We start from the raw sequence: 14,933 nt of genomic DNA on the forward strand, positions 1-14,933 counted from the left end.
CCGCGCCTGTGGCGCGCATGGTGGGGGCGCAGGCCGTCGCCGAGATCAGGGCCATCCTGCGCAACGGCGAGCAGCTGCTGCTGACGCTGATCATCCCGGTGCTGCTGCTGGTCGGCTTCTCCTCCGCGCCGCTGATCGACATCGGCGGCGGCGACCGCGTCGACTTCCTCACGCCAGGGGTGCTCGCACTGGCCGTCATGTCGACGGCGTTCACGGGTCAGGCGATCGCGACCGGCTTCGAGCGCAGGTACGGCGTGCTCAAGCGGCTCGGCGCGACGCCGCTGTCCAGGGGCGGGCTGATGCTCGCCAAGACGGCCGCCGTGATCGCGGTCGAGGCGTTGCAGGTCGCGGTGATCGTCGCGGTGGCGTTCGCGCTCGGGTGGAGTCCCGAGGGGTCGTTCGTGTGGGCGGTCGTGCTGCTGGTGCTGGGGACCGCGGCCTTCAGCGGGCTGGGGCTGCTGATGGCGGGCACCCTGCGGGCGGAGGCCACGCTCGCCGCGGCCAACCTGGTGTACCTGGTGCTGCTGGGGTGCGGCGGAGTGATCTTCCCCCTGTCGAAGTTCCCCGCCGGGGTGCAGCCGCTGCTCGAACTGCTGCCGATCTCGGCCCTGGCCGGCGGGCTGCGGTCGGTCCTGGCCGGCGGGCACGGGCTGCCGCTCGGCGCGGTGGCCGTGCTGGCCGGGTGGGCCGTGGTGTCGCTCGGGCTGGCGGCGCGCACGTTCCGGTGGGAGTGAGCCGGTCGGGTCCGGGATGTGGGGGCGACCCCGCGGCGGTTTCTGTCGGTGGGGATGAGTAGGGTCGGGCGCGGTGTGACGTCGATGGGGCGCCCGCCGTCCGACGATCGCCGTACCACCGCACGCCGCTAGGAGCACCGTGACCGCCGACGCGTTGCCCGGACCCGCAGAGCCGTACCGTCAAGGGCTGCCCAGGCTCGGGGCGCTGGCGCGCAACGCGACCGACTCGATCCCGCCCTCCAGTCTGGTGATCCTGGCCATCCTGTCGGTGCAGATCGGGGCGGGGCTGGCCAAGGATCTGTTCGGGGTGCTGCCGCCGAGCGCGGTGGTGTTCCTGCGCATCGCGGCCGGAGCCCTGATCATGGCGGTGGTCGCCAGGCCAAGGCTCAAGGGGCTCACCCGCCGCGACCTCGCGTTCGGTGTGGCGTTCGGGGTGACGCTCGCGGTGATGAACCTCACCTTCTACGAGGCGCTGGCCAGACTGCCGATGGGCATCGCGGTGGCGATCGAGTTCATCGGGCCGCTCGGCGTCGCGGTGGCCGCCTCGCGCCGCAGGCTCGACCTGCTGTGGATCGCACTGGCGGCGAGCGGGGTGCTGCTGCTCGCGCCGTGGAGCCAGTCGTCGACGGTGAGCTGGGCGGGCATCGGCTTCGCGCTGGTCGCGGCGGCGTGCTGGGCGGGCTACATCCTGCTGTCGGCGGCCGTGGGGCAGCGTTTCCCCGGCACGTCCGGGCTGTCGTTCGCGATGATCGTGTCGTTCGTGCTGCTGATGCCGATCGGCGTGAGCACCGGCGGGGCCGATCTGCTGCAGCCCGAGTTGCTGCTGATCGGGCTGGGGGTCGGGCTGCTGTCCTCGGTCATCCCCTACTCCCTTGAGCTGCAGGCGTTGCGCAAGATGCCCAAGCACGTGTTCGGCATCCTGATGAGCCTGGAGCCCGCCGTCGCCGCCCTGGTCGGGCTGCTGCTGCTCGGCGAGCTCCTGCACGTCCAGGAGTGGGCGGCCATCGGCTGCGTGGTGGCGGCCAGCTTCGGCGCCACCCGGGCGGCCAGATCGGGCGGGTCGGGCGGGTCCTGAGCCGGGTTCAGCGTGAGGGCACCACGACGGCGTCCGGATTGCCGGGCGCGTAGACGGTGATGCCGTCGGGCAGCGAGCGCAGCTTGTCGATCTCGATACAGGCCGAGCAGGCGCGGTAGCCGTCCTGGCGTGCCTTGTTCGCCTTGGCCTCGGCCTCGGCGGTCGCGACCGATGCCGCGTCGCGTACCTTGCTGCGCTCGGCCTCCGCCTCGGCCTCGGCCACCGAGGCGCGTGCCGCCTGGGCCTTGGCGATGGCCGCCTGCACCTCGGCGGGCAGGGTGACCCTGACCAGGTTGAAGCGGAACCCGGTCAGGAAGCCGTCGCCGAGCATCTGGGCGATCTCGCGCTCGAGCCCGGCGTTGACGGAGCTCTGCACCTTGGCCAGGTTCGCATTGCCCGCCGCGCTCGCCTCCTTCTCCAGGTCGGTCTGGGCCAGCAGGGCGCACGAGGGGACGAGCTCGTGGCAGCGCAGCGCGCCGATCTGCACACGCAACGCGTTGTAGACGACCGGCCGCACGGCCTGGGAGAAGAAGGCGCTCCACCCTTCGTCGCCGTCCCACGGATACAGCGAGTCCCCGTCGGCCGCACGGTAGGTCCGCGTGCCGTACCTGTCGTCGAAGCGCTTGAGGGTCTCGTGGTCGAGGTTGAGGGTGAAGTACAGCGTGCCCTCGACGCCGATGTTGACGCCGTCGGCGCTGGGCACGACGACCTCGTCCACGCCCAGGGCGCTGGCCCGCTTGGCGTCGGAGGTGATGGTGTAGATGCGCTGCTGGGCCGGGTAGGTGTGGCTGCTGGAGAACAGCCCTGTCCAGGTCAGGCCGGACGCCGGGTCGATGACCTGCCTGATCCCGGCGTCGTCGAGCGGCCCGCCGTCCCTGATGACGGCGACCGAGCCCGCGTCCGTCCTCGTGTAGGGGGCGGTCACCAGCAGGAAGACGGCGGCGAGCACGACCAGGGCGGCGACAAGGCCGGCGAGCAGACGAGCGCTCATGCGGGATACCTCCGGAAACCGGGTGACGGGGATGGATCCAGCCGTTCCTCCCACGATCGGGAGTACGGGGCGCTCTCGTACAGGTTCGCATAGGGGGACGCCGCCGGGCATAACGCTTTTGAGGTGTCAGGCGAGACGCCTCAGGACGGAGAGGGAGAAGGTGACGTCCACCCCGAGCCGGGCGCGTACCTCCGGCAGCAGGGCACGGGAGTACGTGCGCACAGGCGCGACGAGGGACATCCCGGCCTTCGCACCTGATTGCCCGACCGCGACGAGGGCCGGCGGCTCCGGGACGCGCAGCCCGGCCCGCAGCCCGACGAGGACGAGCACTCCGGACAGCGGGAACGGGACCCGCCGCTCCCACGCCGGAAACGGAGCCCCTGGCCACCAGGCCGCCATCAGCGCGAGCGGCGTCAGCGGCGCGGCACAGGCGAGCGGCAGGCCGATGTGGAACGCCGCAACGACCAGGAGCACGAGCGCGACGACCAGGGCGTGGCCGGGCACGACGCCGCCGAGCGGCCTGGCGACGATCACTCGTCGGGTGGGGCTCGCCATCGCCTTGCTCCTCACGTTCGCGGGATGCGGAGGGCTGTGCTTCGATCGCCTTTGCTTCAACATAAGGATTGTTGAACAATTCGACAAGAGGCAGATTCACTGGTTCGGTGAGCGCATGAAGCCGGTGAGCCGATGAAGAACGCCCTCAGCGAGCTGCGCGCCGGACGCGACCGCATGGAACGCAGCAGCACCGCCGAATGGGCCGCCGACCGCCTGCGCGAGCAGATCGCCGAAGGCAACCTGGCGCCCGGCGACCGCCTCCAGGAGAAAGAGCTCGCCGAAGCGCTCGGCGTCTCCCGCAACACCCTGCGCGAGGGCTTCCGCCTGCTCAGCCACGAGCGCCTGCTCGAACACCGCCTCAACCGGGGCGTCTACGTACGCGAGCTGACCGAGGTCGACGTCGCCGACATCTACCGCGTGCGCCGCGTCATCGAATGCGCCGCCGTACGGCATGCCTCCGGTGACACCGGCGCTCTGCGTAACGCCGTCGCCGAGGCCGAGCGTGCCGCCGCCGACGACAGATGGCCGGACGTGGGCACCGCCAACATCCGCTTCCACCAGGCGCTCGCGGCCCTGAACAGCAGTCCGCGCCTGGACGAGGTCATGGGCCAGTTGCTGGCCGAACTGCGTCTGGTGTTCCATGTCATGAGCAATCCGAAGGCGTTCCACGAGCCGTTCGTCGCACGCAACCGGGAGCTGCTCGCCATGGTGGAACGCGGGGCGCTGCAGGAGGCGGAGGCGGAGCTCGCACGCTATCTGGACGACGCGGAACAGCTGCTCGTGTCGGCCCATCTGCGCAAGGCGTGAGGCGGGCGTTCCCGCCACAACGGAAAACGCCCGCACCGGGATGGGTCGGTGCGGGCGAGTCGGATCGGTCAGCGATCGGTCAGCGGAGGAAGGGCATCCGGCGGACCAGCGCGGTGCGGGCCCAGGCGGCGCCGAGCCCGAACGTGTCGCCCGCCTTGGCGGCTGCGAGGCCGATCAGGACCAGCGCGTAGATGACGTGGTCGTCGATGACCGGGTTGCCGGCCAGCGGCAGTGCGGCCATCCACATGAACACCATCATCAGCGCCCCGGCGCCCGCCGCGACCCGCATCCCGATGCCGAGCACGAGCGCGAGCCCGACGCCGAGCAGTCCCGCCATGAACAGGACGTTGACCACGGGGTTTCCGGCCATGGCGTGGAACATCCCGCTGAACGGCCCTTCGACCGCCCCGAGGAATCCCGCCGTCGGGTTGCCCCCGTTGATCCAGGCGTTCGCGCCCGGTGTGGCGAAGCCGAGGCCGAAGGTCTTGTCGAGGAAGGCCCACAGGAAGACGAATCCGAGCCCGATCCTGGTCACCGCCCAGACGTACGGCGCGACGCCGTTCCTGACAGGGGTGGCCTCGGCCGCGGCGTGACGGGCTTGGGGGCGGTCGAGTGTCTGCGTGCTCATGCTCTTCCCCGATCTCACCGGCCCGCGAGCCTCTCCACGCCTCCCCGAGGAAGATCGTGAAAACTTTCACAAGCTGATGCGTACTGAACTTCGTTGTCCCTTACGACAGCTACATTACCACCAACCCGACAAACCGCCCATCCGCCCCCTACTTCGCCCAGATGCCCCGTACGTGCTGGATGTGTTCGGCCATGATGGCCTCGGAGGCGGCGGTGTCGCCGCTGCGCAGGGCGTCCAGCAGGGTGAGGTGCTCGCGGGCCGAGTCGGTCAGCGTGCCGCGTTCGGACAGCTGGGACAGGCCGTACAGGCGGGCGCGGTTGCGCAGGTCGCGCACCACCTCGACCAGGTGCAGATTGCCGGCGAGGGTGAGGAGGTCGACGTGGAAGCGGATGTCGGCGTCGACATAGGCCAGCAGGTCGCCACGCTCGGCGGCTGCGACGATCTCCTCGGCGATGGGACGGAGGCGGTCGAACTCTGCGGCACGTTCCACCGAGGCCAGCCGGGCGACGGTCGGGACCTCGATGAGCTGCCTGATCTCGGTGAGCTCGTCCAGATCGCGGTCCGACAGCTCGGTGACCCGGAAACCCTTGTTGCGCACGGCCTCGACCAGGCCCTCCTTGGCCAGGTCGAGCATGGCCTCGCGGACCGGTGTGGCCGAGACGCCGAACTGCGCCGCGAGCACGGGCGCGGAGTACACCACGCCGGGGCGCATCTCGCCTGTGATCAGCGCGGCCCGGAGCGCGTGCGCGACCTGCTCACGCAGGCTCTGGCGCTCGCCCACGACAGGCAGGTCGAGCCGATCTTCCGCAGCCATCCCGGCTTCCCTACTTTCGCTCGGTGCCCGGGCCCACGTCCGTGAGCCCATCTCCTACGCTCGCGACCCACGCCTCGTAGGCCGCGGCCGCGACCACGAGGTCCTCCCAGGCCATGCCCACGCTCTTGAACAGCCGGGGCCCCGGGCCGATCGCCACCCGCCCTGTGACCAGCTCGGCGAGGTCGCCGGCAAGATGATCACTCATGATCGTACCGTTACGCAGTGGGACGATCACATCTCCTGCCTCGGCGAGCGCGGCCGAGCGGGCCTCGACGACCACGGTGGCCCTGACGACGAGGTCGTCGTCGACCTCGCGCGCGTCGGCCTCGTGGGATCCGACCGCGACGACGGTGACGCCGTCGGAAGTGAGTTTACCGGGGAAGAGGGGCACTCTGGAGGTGGTACAGCACGCGATCAGGGCGGCTCGCGCCACACTTTCCCGCGTCGCCTCGCCGAACGCCTCCACCCGGTTCACGCCGTCGGCCAGGCAACGTCCCGCGAAGGCCGATCTGCGCGGTTCGTCCCGTCCGATGACCGTGATGCGATCGATCGGGCGTACGGCCCGCAACGCCTGGACGTGCCCCCACGCCTGCGGCCCCGTACCGAAGAGCAGCAGTTCGGCGGCGTCGGCGGCGGCCAGATGGCGTACGGCGAGCGCCGAGACGGCCGGGGTGCGCAGCGAGGTGAGCGCGATGCCGTCCAGCACGGCGAGCGGCGTCAGCGTGTCACCGTCGAACAGCAGGTACGTGCCCTGGACGCGCGGCAGGCCCCTGGCCGGATTGCCGGGCGCGACCGTCGCCACCTTGATCCCGGCATAGCGCCCGGCCGAGGCGGGCATCAGCAGGAGCTGCCCGGCCGGCACGCCGACGATCGGGCGGCGCGGGGTCGCCTCCGGGTCGAGGCCGTCGCGCAACGCCCGTTCCAGGACGTCGACGGCACGGTCCATGGGCACGAGACGCTCGATCGCCGGGCCGTCCAGGAAGACGGGAGGGGTGCTCATCGCAGGCTGAAGCCCAATCCGATCGGGTCGTCGGCGGCCAGGTCGAAGGCGTGACGGCCGGTACGGTAGGCCATGCCCTCGATGTCCGGGACGATGGCCGTGCGGCCCTCCGCCTGGACGGTGGCCGAGACCTCGGCCAGGAAGACGGCTCCGGTGATGCCCTCGTGGCGCAGGCGCGTGACGCCCGTCTCGGCCAGCAGGGCCAGACGGGCGGCGGTGCCGCTGCCGCAGGGCGAACGGTCGACCTCGCCGTCGGCGAACACCGTCACGTTGCGCTGGTGCCCCGGGCCGATCTCGTCGTAGAAGATCACGCCGTACACGCCGGACAGCCGGGGATCGCTGGGATGACATGTCGCCGGATGCCCGGACAGAGCGGCCTTGATCGCCCGGCCGTGTGCGATGAGATCGGTCAGATCCCCGGGACGCACGGCCAGGCCGAACGCCGACGCGGGCACCGAGGCGTACACGGCCCCGCCGTAGGACAGGTCGACCGCGACACCCGCCACCGGCACCCGGCGCGCCAGGACATACGACGGCACATTGCGGAAGACGACCGAGGTGACGCGCCCGCCGTCACGCCGGATCAGCGCGCGCACCCGGCCCGACGGCACGTCGATCGTCACCTCGTCCGCGTCCGGCGCGACGAGCCCCTCCTGTACGGCATGCACGGCCAGGGCGATGGTGCCGTGACCGCAGGCCGTGGAGAAGCCGTCCTTGTGCCAGAACAGGACGCCCAGGTCGGCTCCGGAGTCGTCGGGAGGGACGAGGAAACAGCCGTACATGTCGGCATGGCCGCGCGGTTCGTGGCACAGCAGGCGGCGTACCTCGTCGGCCGTCAGGCGGCCGTCCCGGGCGGACGCGTGGGTGGAGGCGTGGGTGGAGGCGTGGGTGGAGGCGTGGGTGGAGGCGTGGGTGGAGGCGGCACGGGTGCGGCGTTCGAGCACGGTGGCGCCGGGCAGGTCGGGGGCGCCGCCGGTGACGATGCGGAACGGCTCTCCGGCGGTGTGGTAGTCGACCGTGGTGATCGCGGGCTCGTTCACGCCGCGCCGATCGTGATCGTGCGGACGGAGGTGTAGAACGCCTGGGCCGCCTTGCCCTGCTCGCGGCTTCCGTAGCTGGAGTCCTTCTCCCCGCCGAACGGCAGGTGGAAGTCGACGCCTGACGTGGGTGAGTTCACCTTCACCAGGCCGGTGTCGAGCCGGTCCACCATCGTCAGGGCGCGCTCCAGGTCACGGGTGTACACGGCCGAGACCAGGCCCTGGCGTACCGAGTTGGCCAGGGTGATCGCCTCCTCCACCGACGAGGCGTCCTGCACGACGCAGATCGGGCCGAACACCTCGTCGCGCGCCAGGACGTGATCGGCGGCGACGCCGTCCACGACCGTGGGCGCGACGAACCAGCCCGCACGATCCAGGGCCGAGCCGCCGCTCAGCACGCGCCCACCGGCGACGGCGGCCAGGACACGCTCGCGTGCGGCCTCGTCGATGACGGGGCCGACCGCCGTGGCGGGATCGGCGGGGTCGCCGACGCCGAGCTTCTCGACGGCGGCGACGAGGGCCGCACGCAGGCGGGAGCCGTCGCCCACGACGATGACGCGCTTGGTCGCGGTGCACTTCTGGCCCGCGTAGCCCATGGCGGCGGCGGCGATCTGCGCGGCGGCGGCCTCCGGATCGGCGTCGTCGAGCACGATGGCGGCGTTCTGCCCGCCCATCTCGGCCTGGACCGGGATGCCGCTCGCCGCCGCGGCCGCGGCCACCGCACGGCCCACGCCGGACGAGCCGGTGAACGACACCACGTCGGCCAGCTCCACCAGCGCCCTGCCCTCGGCCGCCTCGCCGGGCGCGATGACGAACTGCTCCAGGCCCAGCACCTCGGCCAGGCGCAACGCGACGCCGACGGCCTGCGGCGCCGGCTTGAGCACGACGGTGTTGCCGAAGGCCAGGGCAGGCGCCGCCTTCCACAGCGGGATGGCCAGCGGGAAGTTCCACGGCGTGATCAGCCCGGCCACGCCCAGCGGCCTGCGCCTAGTGAAGGCCAGCCCGGTCCCGGCCGACGGCTCGTGCACGGCGCCCGTGGGGTCGTAGACCTGCTGGGCGTAGTAGCGCAGGATGGCCACCGACCTCGCGACCTCGCCGCGCGCCTCGGTGATCGGCTTGCCGACCTCGCGCACGACCAGGGCGGCGAGCTCCTCCGACGCCCCTGCCACCGCATCGGCCGCCGCATGCAGTGCGGCCGAGCGGCCGGGCGCGCCGAGTGCGGCCCAGCCGGGCTGCAGCTCACGTGCCCGGCGTACGGCGGCGTGGACGTCGGCGGGCGCGACCTCGGCGACGACGTCGGCCGGCTGCTGGGGCGAGGTACTGACGATCACGACTGAAGGCCTTCCGGTCGGTCGGGGACGGTCACAGCTGGACATCTTCCAGGTCGAGGGCGATCACGGCCGGACACCTTCCGGTCGGTCGAGGGAGGTCACAGCTGAAAACCTTCCGGGAACGGGTCGCGGGGGTCGAGGAAGTACTGGGCGGTGCCCGTCACCCAGGCTCTGCCGTTGACGGAGGGCACGACGGCGGGCCTGCCGCCGACCTCGGCCGTGCCGACCAGGCGGCCGATGAACCTGGTCCCGATGAACGACTCGTTGACGAAGTCGGCGTCCATGGCGAGTTCGCCGCGCGCGTGCAGTTGCGCCATGCGGGCGCTGGTGCCGGTGCCGCACGGCGAGCGGTCGAACCAGCCGGGATGGATGGCCATCGCGTGCCGCGAGTGGGCGGCCGTCGAGCCGGGCGCGGTGAAGTACACGTGATGGCACGACCTGATGCGCTCGTCCTCGCGGTGCACGGGCTCGTCGGCGGCGTTGATCGCCTCCATGGTGGCGAGCCCGGCCGCGATGATCTCGTTCTTGGCCGACCGGTCGAACGGCAGCTTGTAGTCGTCGAGGTCGACGACGGCATAGAAGTTGCCGCCGTAGGCCAGGTCGTAGCGGATGGTCCCGAAGCCGGGCACCTCGACCTCGGCCTCCAGCCGGTCGCAGTAGGAGGGCACATTGCGCAGCGTCACCGACACGGCCATGCCGTCACGCACCTCGACGTCCACCTCGACCAGCCCGGCGGGCACCTCGAGGCGCACGGTGGTGACCGGCTCGACGACCTCGACCATGCCGGTCTCCACCAGGACGGTCGCCACCCCGATCGTGCCGTGCCCGCACATCGGCAGCAGGCCGGACACCTCGATGAACAGCACGCCGAAGTCGGCGTCCGGCCTGGTCGGCGGCTGCAGGATGGCCCCGCTCATGGCGGCGTGGCCGCGCGGCTCGTTCATCAGCAGCTTGCGGATGTGGTCGAACTCGTCCCGGAAGCGGATGCGCCGCTCGGCCATGGTGGCGCCGGGGATGACGCCGATCCCGCCGGTGATCACGCGGGTCGGCATGCCCTCGGTGTGGGAGTCGACGGCATGGAAGATGCGCTTGGTCCTCATGTATTACTCCTTGTCGGCGTTCAAGGATGTCAGCGCAGGCCTTCGGCGAGCACCTTCTCGGTGTCACGCCGGACGGCGGCCTCCTGCTCGGGCACCAGGGGCAGCCGCGGCGGACGGCAGGGGCCGCCGCGCCGTCCGGCGAGGTCCATGGACAGCTTGATCGACTGGACGAACTCGGTCTTGGAGTCCCAGCGCAGCAGCGGGTGCAAGGTGCGGTACAACGGCATGGCCGTCTCCAGGTCACCGGCCAGGGCGGCGCGGTAGAGCGCGACGCACGAGCGCGGCACCGCGTTGGGGTAGCCCGCGATCCAGCCGACGGCCCCGGCCAGCGCCAGCTCCACCAGCACGTCGTCGGAGCCGATGAGCACGTCCAGGCCAGGTGCGAGCTCGGCGATCTCGTAGGCCCGCCGCACGTCCCCGGTGAACTCCTTGACGCCGACGATCAGCCCCTCCTCGTGCAGCCTGGCCAGCAGGGCGGGCGTCAGGTCGACCTTGGTGTCGTAGGGGTTGTTGTAGGCGACGATCGGCAGTCCGGCCCGCGCCACCTCACGGTAGTGCTCGACCACGATGCGCTCGTCGGCGCGGTAGGCGTTGGGCGGCAGCAGCATCACCGCCTGGCACCCGGCCTCCTTGGCCTGCTCGGCCCAACGCCGCGACTCGGCCGAGCCGTAGGCGGCCACGCCCGGCATCACGTTCGCACCGCCGACGGCCTCGACCGCGGTGCGCACGACCTGGGCGCGCTCGTCGTCGGTCAGCGTCTGGTACTCCCCCAGCGACCCGTTGGGCACCACGCCGTCGCAGCCGTTGGCCACCAGCCAGCGGCAGTGCTCGGCGAACCCGTCGAAGTCGACCGACAGGTCCTCGCGCAGGGGGAGCGGCGTGGCGACGAGGACGCCGTGCCAGGGCTTGGCGCGATCAGTCATGGGAGATCCTCTCAAGTGAGCCGAGGGTGATCGGCTGGGCAAGGGGGCGCCGGGGAGCCTGGGGCCGCTCACCGGCGAGGCAGGAGACGGCGTAGCCGCACATCCGGCCCTGGCACCAGCCCATACCGGGCCTGGCCAGAAGCTTCACCGCACGCGCGTCGTCGGCGCCGAGCGCCTGGGCCTGGCGTACCTTCGACAGCGGCACCTCCTCGCAGCGGCACACGAGGGTGTCGGCGCTCAGCCAGTCCTGCCAGCCGTCCCTGACCGGGTAGGCCCGGTGCAGCGCCTGGGCGAACCTGCTGAGCCTGGCCCGCCTGCGCACCAGCTCGGCCGCGACCGGCAGGCCGGCGACCGTCAGCCCGGCGATCCGGCCTTCGAGCTCGGCCAGTTGCGCGCCGCCCACACCGGTCGACTCGCCCGCCGCGTAGACGCCTTCGACGTCGGTGCGCTGGCCCTCGTCGACCGTGACGACAGGACTCGCGTCGGCGTCGGCCGCCGTGCCGCAGCCGAGCTGCACGAGCAGGTCGAGCTGGGGGGTGAAGCCGAACCCGGCCGCGAGCGTGTCGCACGCGATCGTGCGGGTGCGCACCGGCCGCCAGTCGCGGTCGAGCGTGGCGACCGTGACGTGGGTCAGCTCCCGCTCGCCGTGCGCCGCGATCACCGCCTGCCTGCCGTGGTACGGCACGCGGTGCCTGGCCAGCCGCCAGGCGTATCCCGCGGCCTCGCCCGCCTTGGCGCTCGCGAGCAGCGGGTGCGCGGCCAGGCCGAGTCTGCCGTTGGCCTCGAAGACGCCCAGCACCTGCGCTCCGGCCTCGGCCAGACCGGCCGCGACCGGCAGCAGGAAGGGTCCGGTGCCCGCGACCACGATCCGGCCTCCCGCGACGACGCCGTTGCCCTTGAGCAGGGCCTGGGCGCCTCCGGCCGTGAGCACGCCAGGCAGGTCCCAGCCGGGGAAGGGCAGCGGCCGGTCGTGGGCCCCGGTGGCCACCAGCAGGGCGCGGGCCTCGATCCTGACCGGCCGTTCGTCCCTGTCTCCCGCGAGCGCGTGCACGACGAAGCCGTCGCCGTGCCGTTCGGCCGACCACACGCGGTGGCCCAGGCGCAGGTCGGCGCGTGCCCGCAGGACGTCGCACTGCCGCTGGAACCTGGCGAAGCCGGGCGTGCGCCTGCCGGGTGAGGCGGCGTCGGCGCCGTGCCTGAAGTACTGCCCGCCGAGGCGGTGGCCGGAGTCGACCAGCACCACGCGCAGTCCGGCCTGGCAGGCGGCCAGCGCGCCCGCGACCCCGGCGGGACCGCCGCCGATGACGGCGAGGTCGTTCACGAGGTGCTCACCTCGTCCCCCGCGAGCGCGGGCAGCAGGCAGGCGCGCTGCTCGCGTGCGCCGTTGACGGTGACCAGGCAGTCGAAGCACACGCCGATCCCGCAGAACAGTCCGCGCGGCCTGCCGCCGATCCTCGTCGTGCGCCATGCCCTGATCCCGGCGGCGTGCATCGCGGCGCCCAGCGTCTGGCCCGGCAGCACGGGGATCGGCCTGCCGTCCACGGTGATCTCGAAGGTGGGGCTCACGACGCCTCCTCGGTGAAACGGTCGGCCCTGAAGGCATGCAGGTCGAGGTCGGGCTTGGTCTCGGCCAGCAGCTGGGCGAGGAGGTACCCGGTCGCGGGCGCGAGGCCGATGCCCGCGCCCTCGTGCCCGCAGGCGTGGTAGAGGCCCGGCGCACGCGGATCGGCGCCGACGACCGGCAGATGGTCGGGACAGTAGGGCCGGAAGCCGCAGTACGCCCTGATCGCCCGCACGTCCCGCAGCACGGGGAACAGCGCGCTCGCCTGCGCGGCCAGCAGGCTGAGCACGGGCAGCGACATCCGCCTGTCGAAGCCGACGCGCTCCCTGCTGGCCCCGATGAGCACGGGGCCTGCCGGGGTGCCCTCGACGACGGCCGATGTCTCCAGGCCCTCGTTGTCGCTGGCCACATTCGTGACATAGGCCGCCGTGTACACCTTGTGCCTGATCAGCGGCTCGCGCAGCGGCTCGGTGACCAGGATGAAGCCGCGCCTGGGCAGGATCGGCAGGTGCACCCCGGCCAGCGCCGCGACCTCGCCGCCCCACGTGCCCGCCGCGTTGACGACCGCACCGGCCAGGATGTCGCCCTCGGAGGTGCGCACGCCCGTGACGCGCCCGCCGCCGCGCAGGAACCCGGTCACGCTCACGCCGGTCCGCACGTGCAGGGCGCCGTGGCCGTACTGCTCGGCGCCGAGGCGCAGCAGTTCGGCGGCGGCGAGCATGGGCTGGACCTGGGCGTCCTGCGGGTAGAAGACGCCGCCCGCCAGCCCTTGCGCCAGATGTGGTTCGTAGCCGTGCAGGGCCGGTCCCGGCACCTCGGTGTGCTCGACGCCCTGCTCACGGGCCAGTGCGAGCAGCCGTTCGCCCACCTCGGGCGTCTCGGCGACCACCAGGCCGCCCTTGGCCTCGAACTCGAAGCCGTCGCCGTGCGCGGCGAGCTCACGCCAGAGGCGGTTGGAGAGCAGGGCCAGGTCGAGCTCGGGGCCCGGCTCCTTGTCCGAGACGAGGATGTTGCCCTCGCCCGCGCCGGTGGTGCCGCCCGCGACCGATCCCCGCTCCAGCACGGCCACGTCCAGTCCGGCCCGCGCCGCGTAGTACGCGCAGGCCGCGCCGACCACTCCGGCGCCGATCACGATGACGTCGGGCATCTCCACCTCCTCTCAGTAATATGTCACATATTTCAATCCAGCGAAAGCGGCTGACCCGTTCATCACTACCCAGATCGCGAGCACCTCATCGGAAGGGTGTTGCATATGACATATCACAGTGCATTATGACCGATCCCCGGCCCCGATCCACCCCCACCTGCGCCCGTACGCCGTGGGCCATAACCCGGCGCTATGACCCGCGTGCGGCCTGCCGACGGGACCGCACCCCCCTCCGCCTACCATGAAGGGCGTGAAATCCAATGCGCTGACCGCCTTCTACCGGTCGTTCTGGACGCCTGCACCGCGCTCGATGCGCCACTGGGCGATGGCGGCCGTCGTGGTCAACGCGGGGATCACCGTCACGGGCGCGGCCGTGCGCGTCACCAAGTCGGGGCTCGGCTGCCCGACCTGGCCCCGATGCACGCCCGAGAGCCTGCTGCCCACCGCGCACGACGGCATCTCGTGGGTCAACATGGCCGTGGAGTTCGGCAACAGGCTGCTCACCTTCCTGGTGCTGGCCGTCGGCGTCGGATGCGTCGTCGCCGCGATGCGCATGGTGCCGCGCCGGGCCTCGCTGGTCAGGCTGGCCTGGATCCAGCCGGTCGGCGTCGCCGCGCAGGCGCTGTGGGGCGGGCTGGTCGTGCGGACCATGCTCAACCCGGTCACGGTCAGTGTGCACTTCCTCATCTCGATCGGCCTCATCGCCGGGTCGTGGGCGCTCTACGCCAGGGCCGGGGAGAGCGACGGGCCGGTGCGCTCGCTGGTGCACCGCGACATCCGCAGGCTCGGGCACGTGCTGGTCGCGGCCGTCGCCCTGCTGCTGGTCGCGGGCGTCATCGTCACCGGCACCGGGCCGCACTCGGGCGACGACCTGGCCTCGCGCTTCCCGTTCGACATCGAGACCGTCGCCCGTGCGCACGCCGACGTGGTGTACGTGGTGGTGGGGCTGACGTTCGCCCTGCTGTTCGCCCTGCACGTGAGCGGCGCGCCGAGAGCGGCCAAGCGGGCGGCGCTGGGGCTGCTGGTGGTGGAGCTGGCCCAGGGGGTGATCGGCTACGTGCAGTACTTCCTGGCCGTGCCCGCCTTCCTGGTGGGGCTGCACGTCTTCGGTGCGACGCTGGTCTGGATCGCCACCCTGCGTGCGGTGAGCGCCCTGCGCACGCGTACCCCGGACGCCGCCACGGCCGCCGAGGCGTCGCGCGCGAACCTCGACGCCGCCGCGGTCTGACC

16 protein-coding genes are annotated in these 14,933 nt (G+C 72.1%); 4 read left to right on the plus strand and 12 right to left on the minus strand.

Annotation, left to right across the window (positions count from 1 at the left end; genetic code table 11):
• Positions 1 to 17 precede the first annotated feature (17 nt).
• Both ACTWNK_RS27225 and ACTWNK_RS27230 read left to right on the plus strand, forming a co-directional pair.
• On the plus strand, positions 18 to 734 hold the full coding sequence (locus ACTWNK_RS27225) for an ABC transporter permease (protein WP_474310994.1): 717 nt from the start codon (positions 18 to 20) through the stop codon (positions 732 to 734).
• 139 nt (positions 735 to 873) lie between these two features.
• On the plus strand, positions 874 to 1,809 hold the full coding sequence (locus tag ACTWNK_RS27230; RefSeq protein WP_474307389.1) for an EamA family transporter: 936 nt from the start codon (positions 874 to 876) through the stop codon (positions 1,807 to 1,809).
• Positions 1,810 to 1,816: 7 nt separating this feature from the next.
• Here the strand turns inward: ACTWNK_RS27230 and ACTWNK_RS27235 are convergent, their stop codons facing one another.
• Together ACTWNK_RS27235 and ACTWNK_RS27240 are read right to left on the minus strand one after the other, a co-directional pair.
• The gene (locus ACTWNK_RS27235) at positions 1,817 to 2,800 is read right to left on the minus strand and encodes an SPFH domain-containing protein (protein WP_474307390.1); all 984 of its coding nucleotides are present in this window, start codon (positions 2,798 to 2,800) and stop codon (positions 1,817 to 1,819) included.
• Between the two features lie 126 nt (positions 2,801 to 2,926).
• The gene (locus tag ACTWNK_RS27240; protein WP_474307391.1) at positions 2,927 to 3,355 is read right to left on the minus strand and encodes a hypothetical protein; all 429 of its coding nucleotides are present in this window, start codon (positions 3,353 to 3,355) and stop codon (positions 2,927 to 2,929) included.
• 132 nt (positions 3,356 to 3,487) lie between these two features.
• On the opposite strand from ACTWNK_RS27240, the gene ACTWNK_RS27245 reads away from it, so the two are divergent.
• Positions 3,488 to 4,162 carry a GntR family transcriptional regulator gene (locus ACTWNK_RS27245; protein ID WP_474307392.1) on the plus strand — a complete coding sequence of 225 codons (675 nt, stop codon included), beginning with the start codon at positions 3,488 to 3,490 and terminating at the stop codon, positions 4,160 to 4,162.
• Positions 4,163 to 4,241: 79 nt separating this feature from the next.
• Here the strand turns inward: ACTWNK_RS27245 and ACTWNK_RS27250 are convergent, their stop codons facing one another.
• The 10 genes from ACTWNK_RS27250 to ACTWNK_RS27295 all read right to left on the minus strand — a co-directional run bounded on the left by ACTWNK_RS27250 (position 4,242) and on the right by ACTWNK_RS27295 (position 13,703).
• Entirely contained in the window at positions 4,242 to 4,790 is a 549-nt protein-coding gene (locus ACTWNK_RS27250; RefSeq protein ID WP_474307393.1) for a hypothetical protein, read from the minus strand.
• 148 nt (positions 4,791 to 4,938) lie between these two features.
• Positions 4,939 to 5,604, minus strand: coding sequence for a GntR family transcriptional regulator (locus ACTWNK_RS27255; RefSeq protein ID WP_474307394.1), 666 nt, complete (start codon positions 5,602 to 5,604; stop codon positions 4,939 to 4,941).
• A gap of 10 nt (positions 5,605 to 5,614) precedes the next feature.
• On the minus strand, positions 5,615 to 6,604 hold the full coding sequence (locus ACTWNK_RS27260) for an ornithine cyclodeaminase family protein (protein WP_474307395.1): 990 nt from the start codon (positions 6,602 to 6,604) through the stop codon (positions 5,615 to 5,617).
• Positions 6,601 to 7,644, minus strand: a complete 1,044-nt coding sequence (locus ACTWNK_RS27265) for a proline racemase family protein (protein ID WP_474307396.1) — start codon at positions 7,642 to 7,644, stop codon at positions 6,601 to 6,603. The genes ACTWNK_RS27260 and ACTWNK_RS27265 overlap by 4 nt, the downstream gene beginning before the upstream one ends.
• Positions 7,641 to 8,972 carry an aldehyde dehydrogenase family protein gene (locus tag ACTWNK_RS27270; RefSeq protein WP_474307397.1) on the minus strand — a complete coding sequence of 444 codons (1,332 nt, stop codon included), beginning with the start codon at positions 8,970 to 8,972 and terminating at the stop codon, positions 7,641 to 7,643. Before ACTWNK_RS27270 ends, ACTWNK_RS27265 begins: the two co-directional genes overlap by 4 nt.
• Positions 8,973 to 9,070: 98 nt before the next feature.
• The gene (locus ACTWNK_RS27275) at positions 9,071 to 10,072 is read right to left on the minus strand and encodes a proline racemase family protein (RefSeq protein ID WP_474307398.1); all 1,002 of its coding nucleotides are present in this window, start codon (positions 10,070 to 10,072) and stop codon (positions 9,071 to 9,073) included.
• Positions 10,073 to 10,101: 29 nt separating this feature from the next.
• Positions 10,102 to 10,995, minus strand: coding sequence for a dihydrodipicolinate synthase family protein (locus ACTWNK_RS27280; protein WP_474307399.1), 894 nt, complete (start codon positions 10,993 to 10,995; stop codon positions 10,102 to 10,104).
• Positions 10,988 to 12,316, minus strand: a complete 1,329-nt coding sequence (locus ACTWNK_RS27285) for an FAD-dependent oxidoreductase (protein WP_474307400.1) — start codon at positions 12,314 to 12,316, stop codon at positions 10,988 to 10,990. The genes ACTWNK_RS27280 and ACTWNK_RS27285 overlap by 8 nt, the downstream gene beginning before the upstream one ends.
• On the minus strand, positions 12,313 to 12,561 hold the full coding sequence (locus ACTWNK_RS27290; protein ID WP_474307401.1) for a (2Fe-2S)-binding protein: 249 nt from the start codon (positions 12,559 to 12,561) through the stop codon (positions 12,313 to 12,315). Before ACTWNK_RS27290 ends, ACTWNK_RS27285 begins: the two co-directional genes overlap by 4 nt.
• On the minus strand, positions 12,558 to 13,703 hold the full coding sequence (locus ACTWNK_RS27295) for an NAD(P)/FAD-dependent oxidoreductase (protein ID WP_474307402.1): 1,146 nt from the start codon (positions 13,701 to 13,703) through the stop codon (positions 12,558 to 12,560). The genes ACTWNK_RS27290 and ACTWNK_RS27295 overlap by 4 nt, the downstream gene beginning before the upstream one ends.
• Before the next feature lie 250 nt (positions 13,704 to 13,953).
• Here ACTWNK_RS27295 and ACTWNK_RS27300 point away from each other — a divergent pair, with 250 nt between their 5' ends.
• Positions 13,954 to 14,931 (plus strand): COX15/CtaA family protein, encoded by a 978-nt coding sequence (locus ACTWNK_RS27300; protein ID WP_474307403.1) that lies wholly within the window; start codon positions 13,954 to 13,956, stop codon positions 14,929 to 14,931.
• The last annotated feature ends 2 nt before the right edge of the window (positions 14,932 to 14,933 follow it).

This window comes from Nonomuraea sp. IBHARD001, from assembly GCF_056106265.1.

Bases quoted from the DNA above. Each gene is read 5' to 3' on its own strand.
- ACTWNK_RS27275 (WP_474307398.1), bottom strand. From the start codon at position 10,072: ATGAGGACCAAGCGCATCTTCCATGCCGTCGACTCCCACACCGAGGGC.
- ACTWNK_RS27240 (WP_474307391.1), bottom strand. From the start codon at position 3,355: ATGGCGAGCCCCACCCGACGAGTGATCGTCGCCAGGCCGCTCGGCGGC.
- ACTWNK_RS27225 (WP_474310994.1), top strand. From the start codon at position 18: ATGGTGGGGGCGCAGGCCGTCGCCGAGATCAGGGCCATCCTGCGCAAC.
- ACTWNK_RS27295 (WP_474307402.1), bottom strand. From the start codon at position 13,703: ATGCCCGACGTCATCGTGATCGGCGCCGGAGTGGTCGGCGCGGCCTGC.
- ACTWNK_RS27280 (WP_474307399.1), bottom strand. From the start codon at position 10,995: ATGACTGATCGCGCCAAGCCCTGGCACGGCGTCCTCGTCGCCACGCCG.
- ACTWNK_RS27250 (WP_474307393.1), bottom strand. From the start codon at position 4,790: ATGAGCACGCAGACACTCGACCGCCCCCAAGCCCGTCACGCCGCGGCC.
- ACTWNK_RS27245 (WP_474307392.1), top strand. From the start codon at position 3,488: ATGAAGAACGCCCTCAGCGAGCTGCGCGCCGGACGCGACCGCATGGAA.
- ACTWNK_RS27235 (WP_474307390.1), bottom strand. From the start codon at position 2,800: ATGAGCGCTCGTCTGCTCGCCGGCCTTGTCGCCGCCCTGGTCGTGCTC.
- ACTWNK_RS27255 (WP_474307394.1), bottom strand. From the start codon at position 5,604: ATGGCTGCGGAAGATCGGCTCGACCTGCCTGTCGTGGGCGAGCGCCAG.
- ACTWNK_RS27260 (WP_474307395.1), bottom strand. From the start codon at position 6,604: ATGAGCACCCCTCCCGTCTTCCTGGACGGCCCGGCGATCGAGCGTCTC.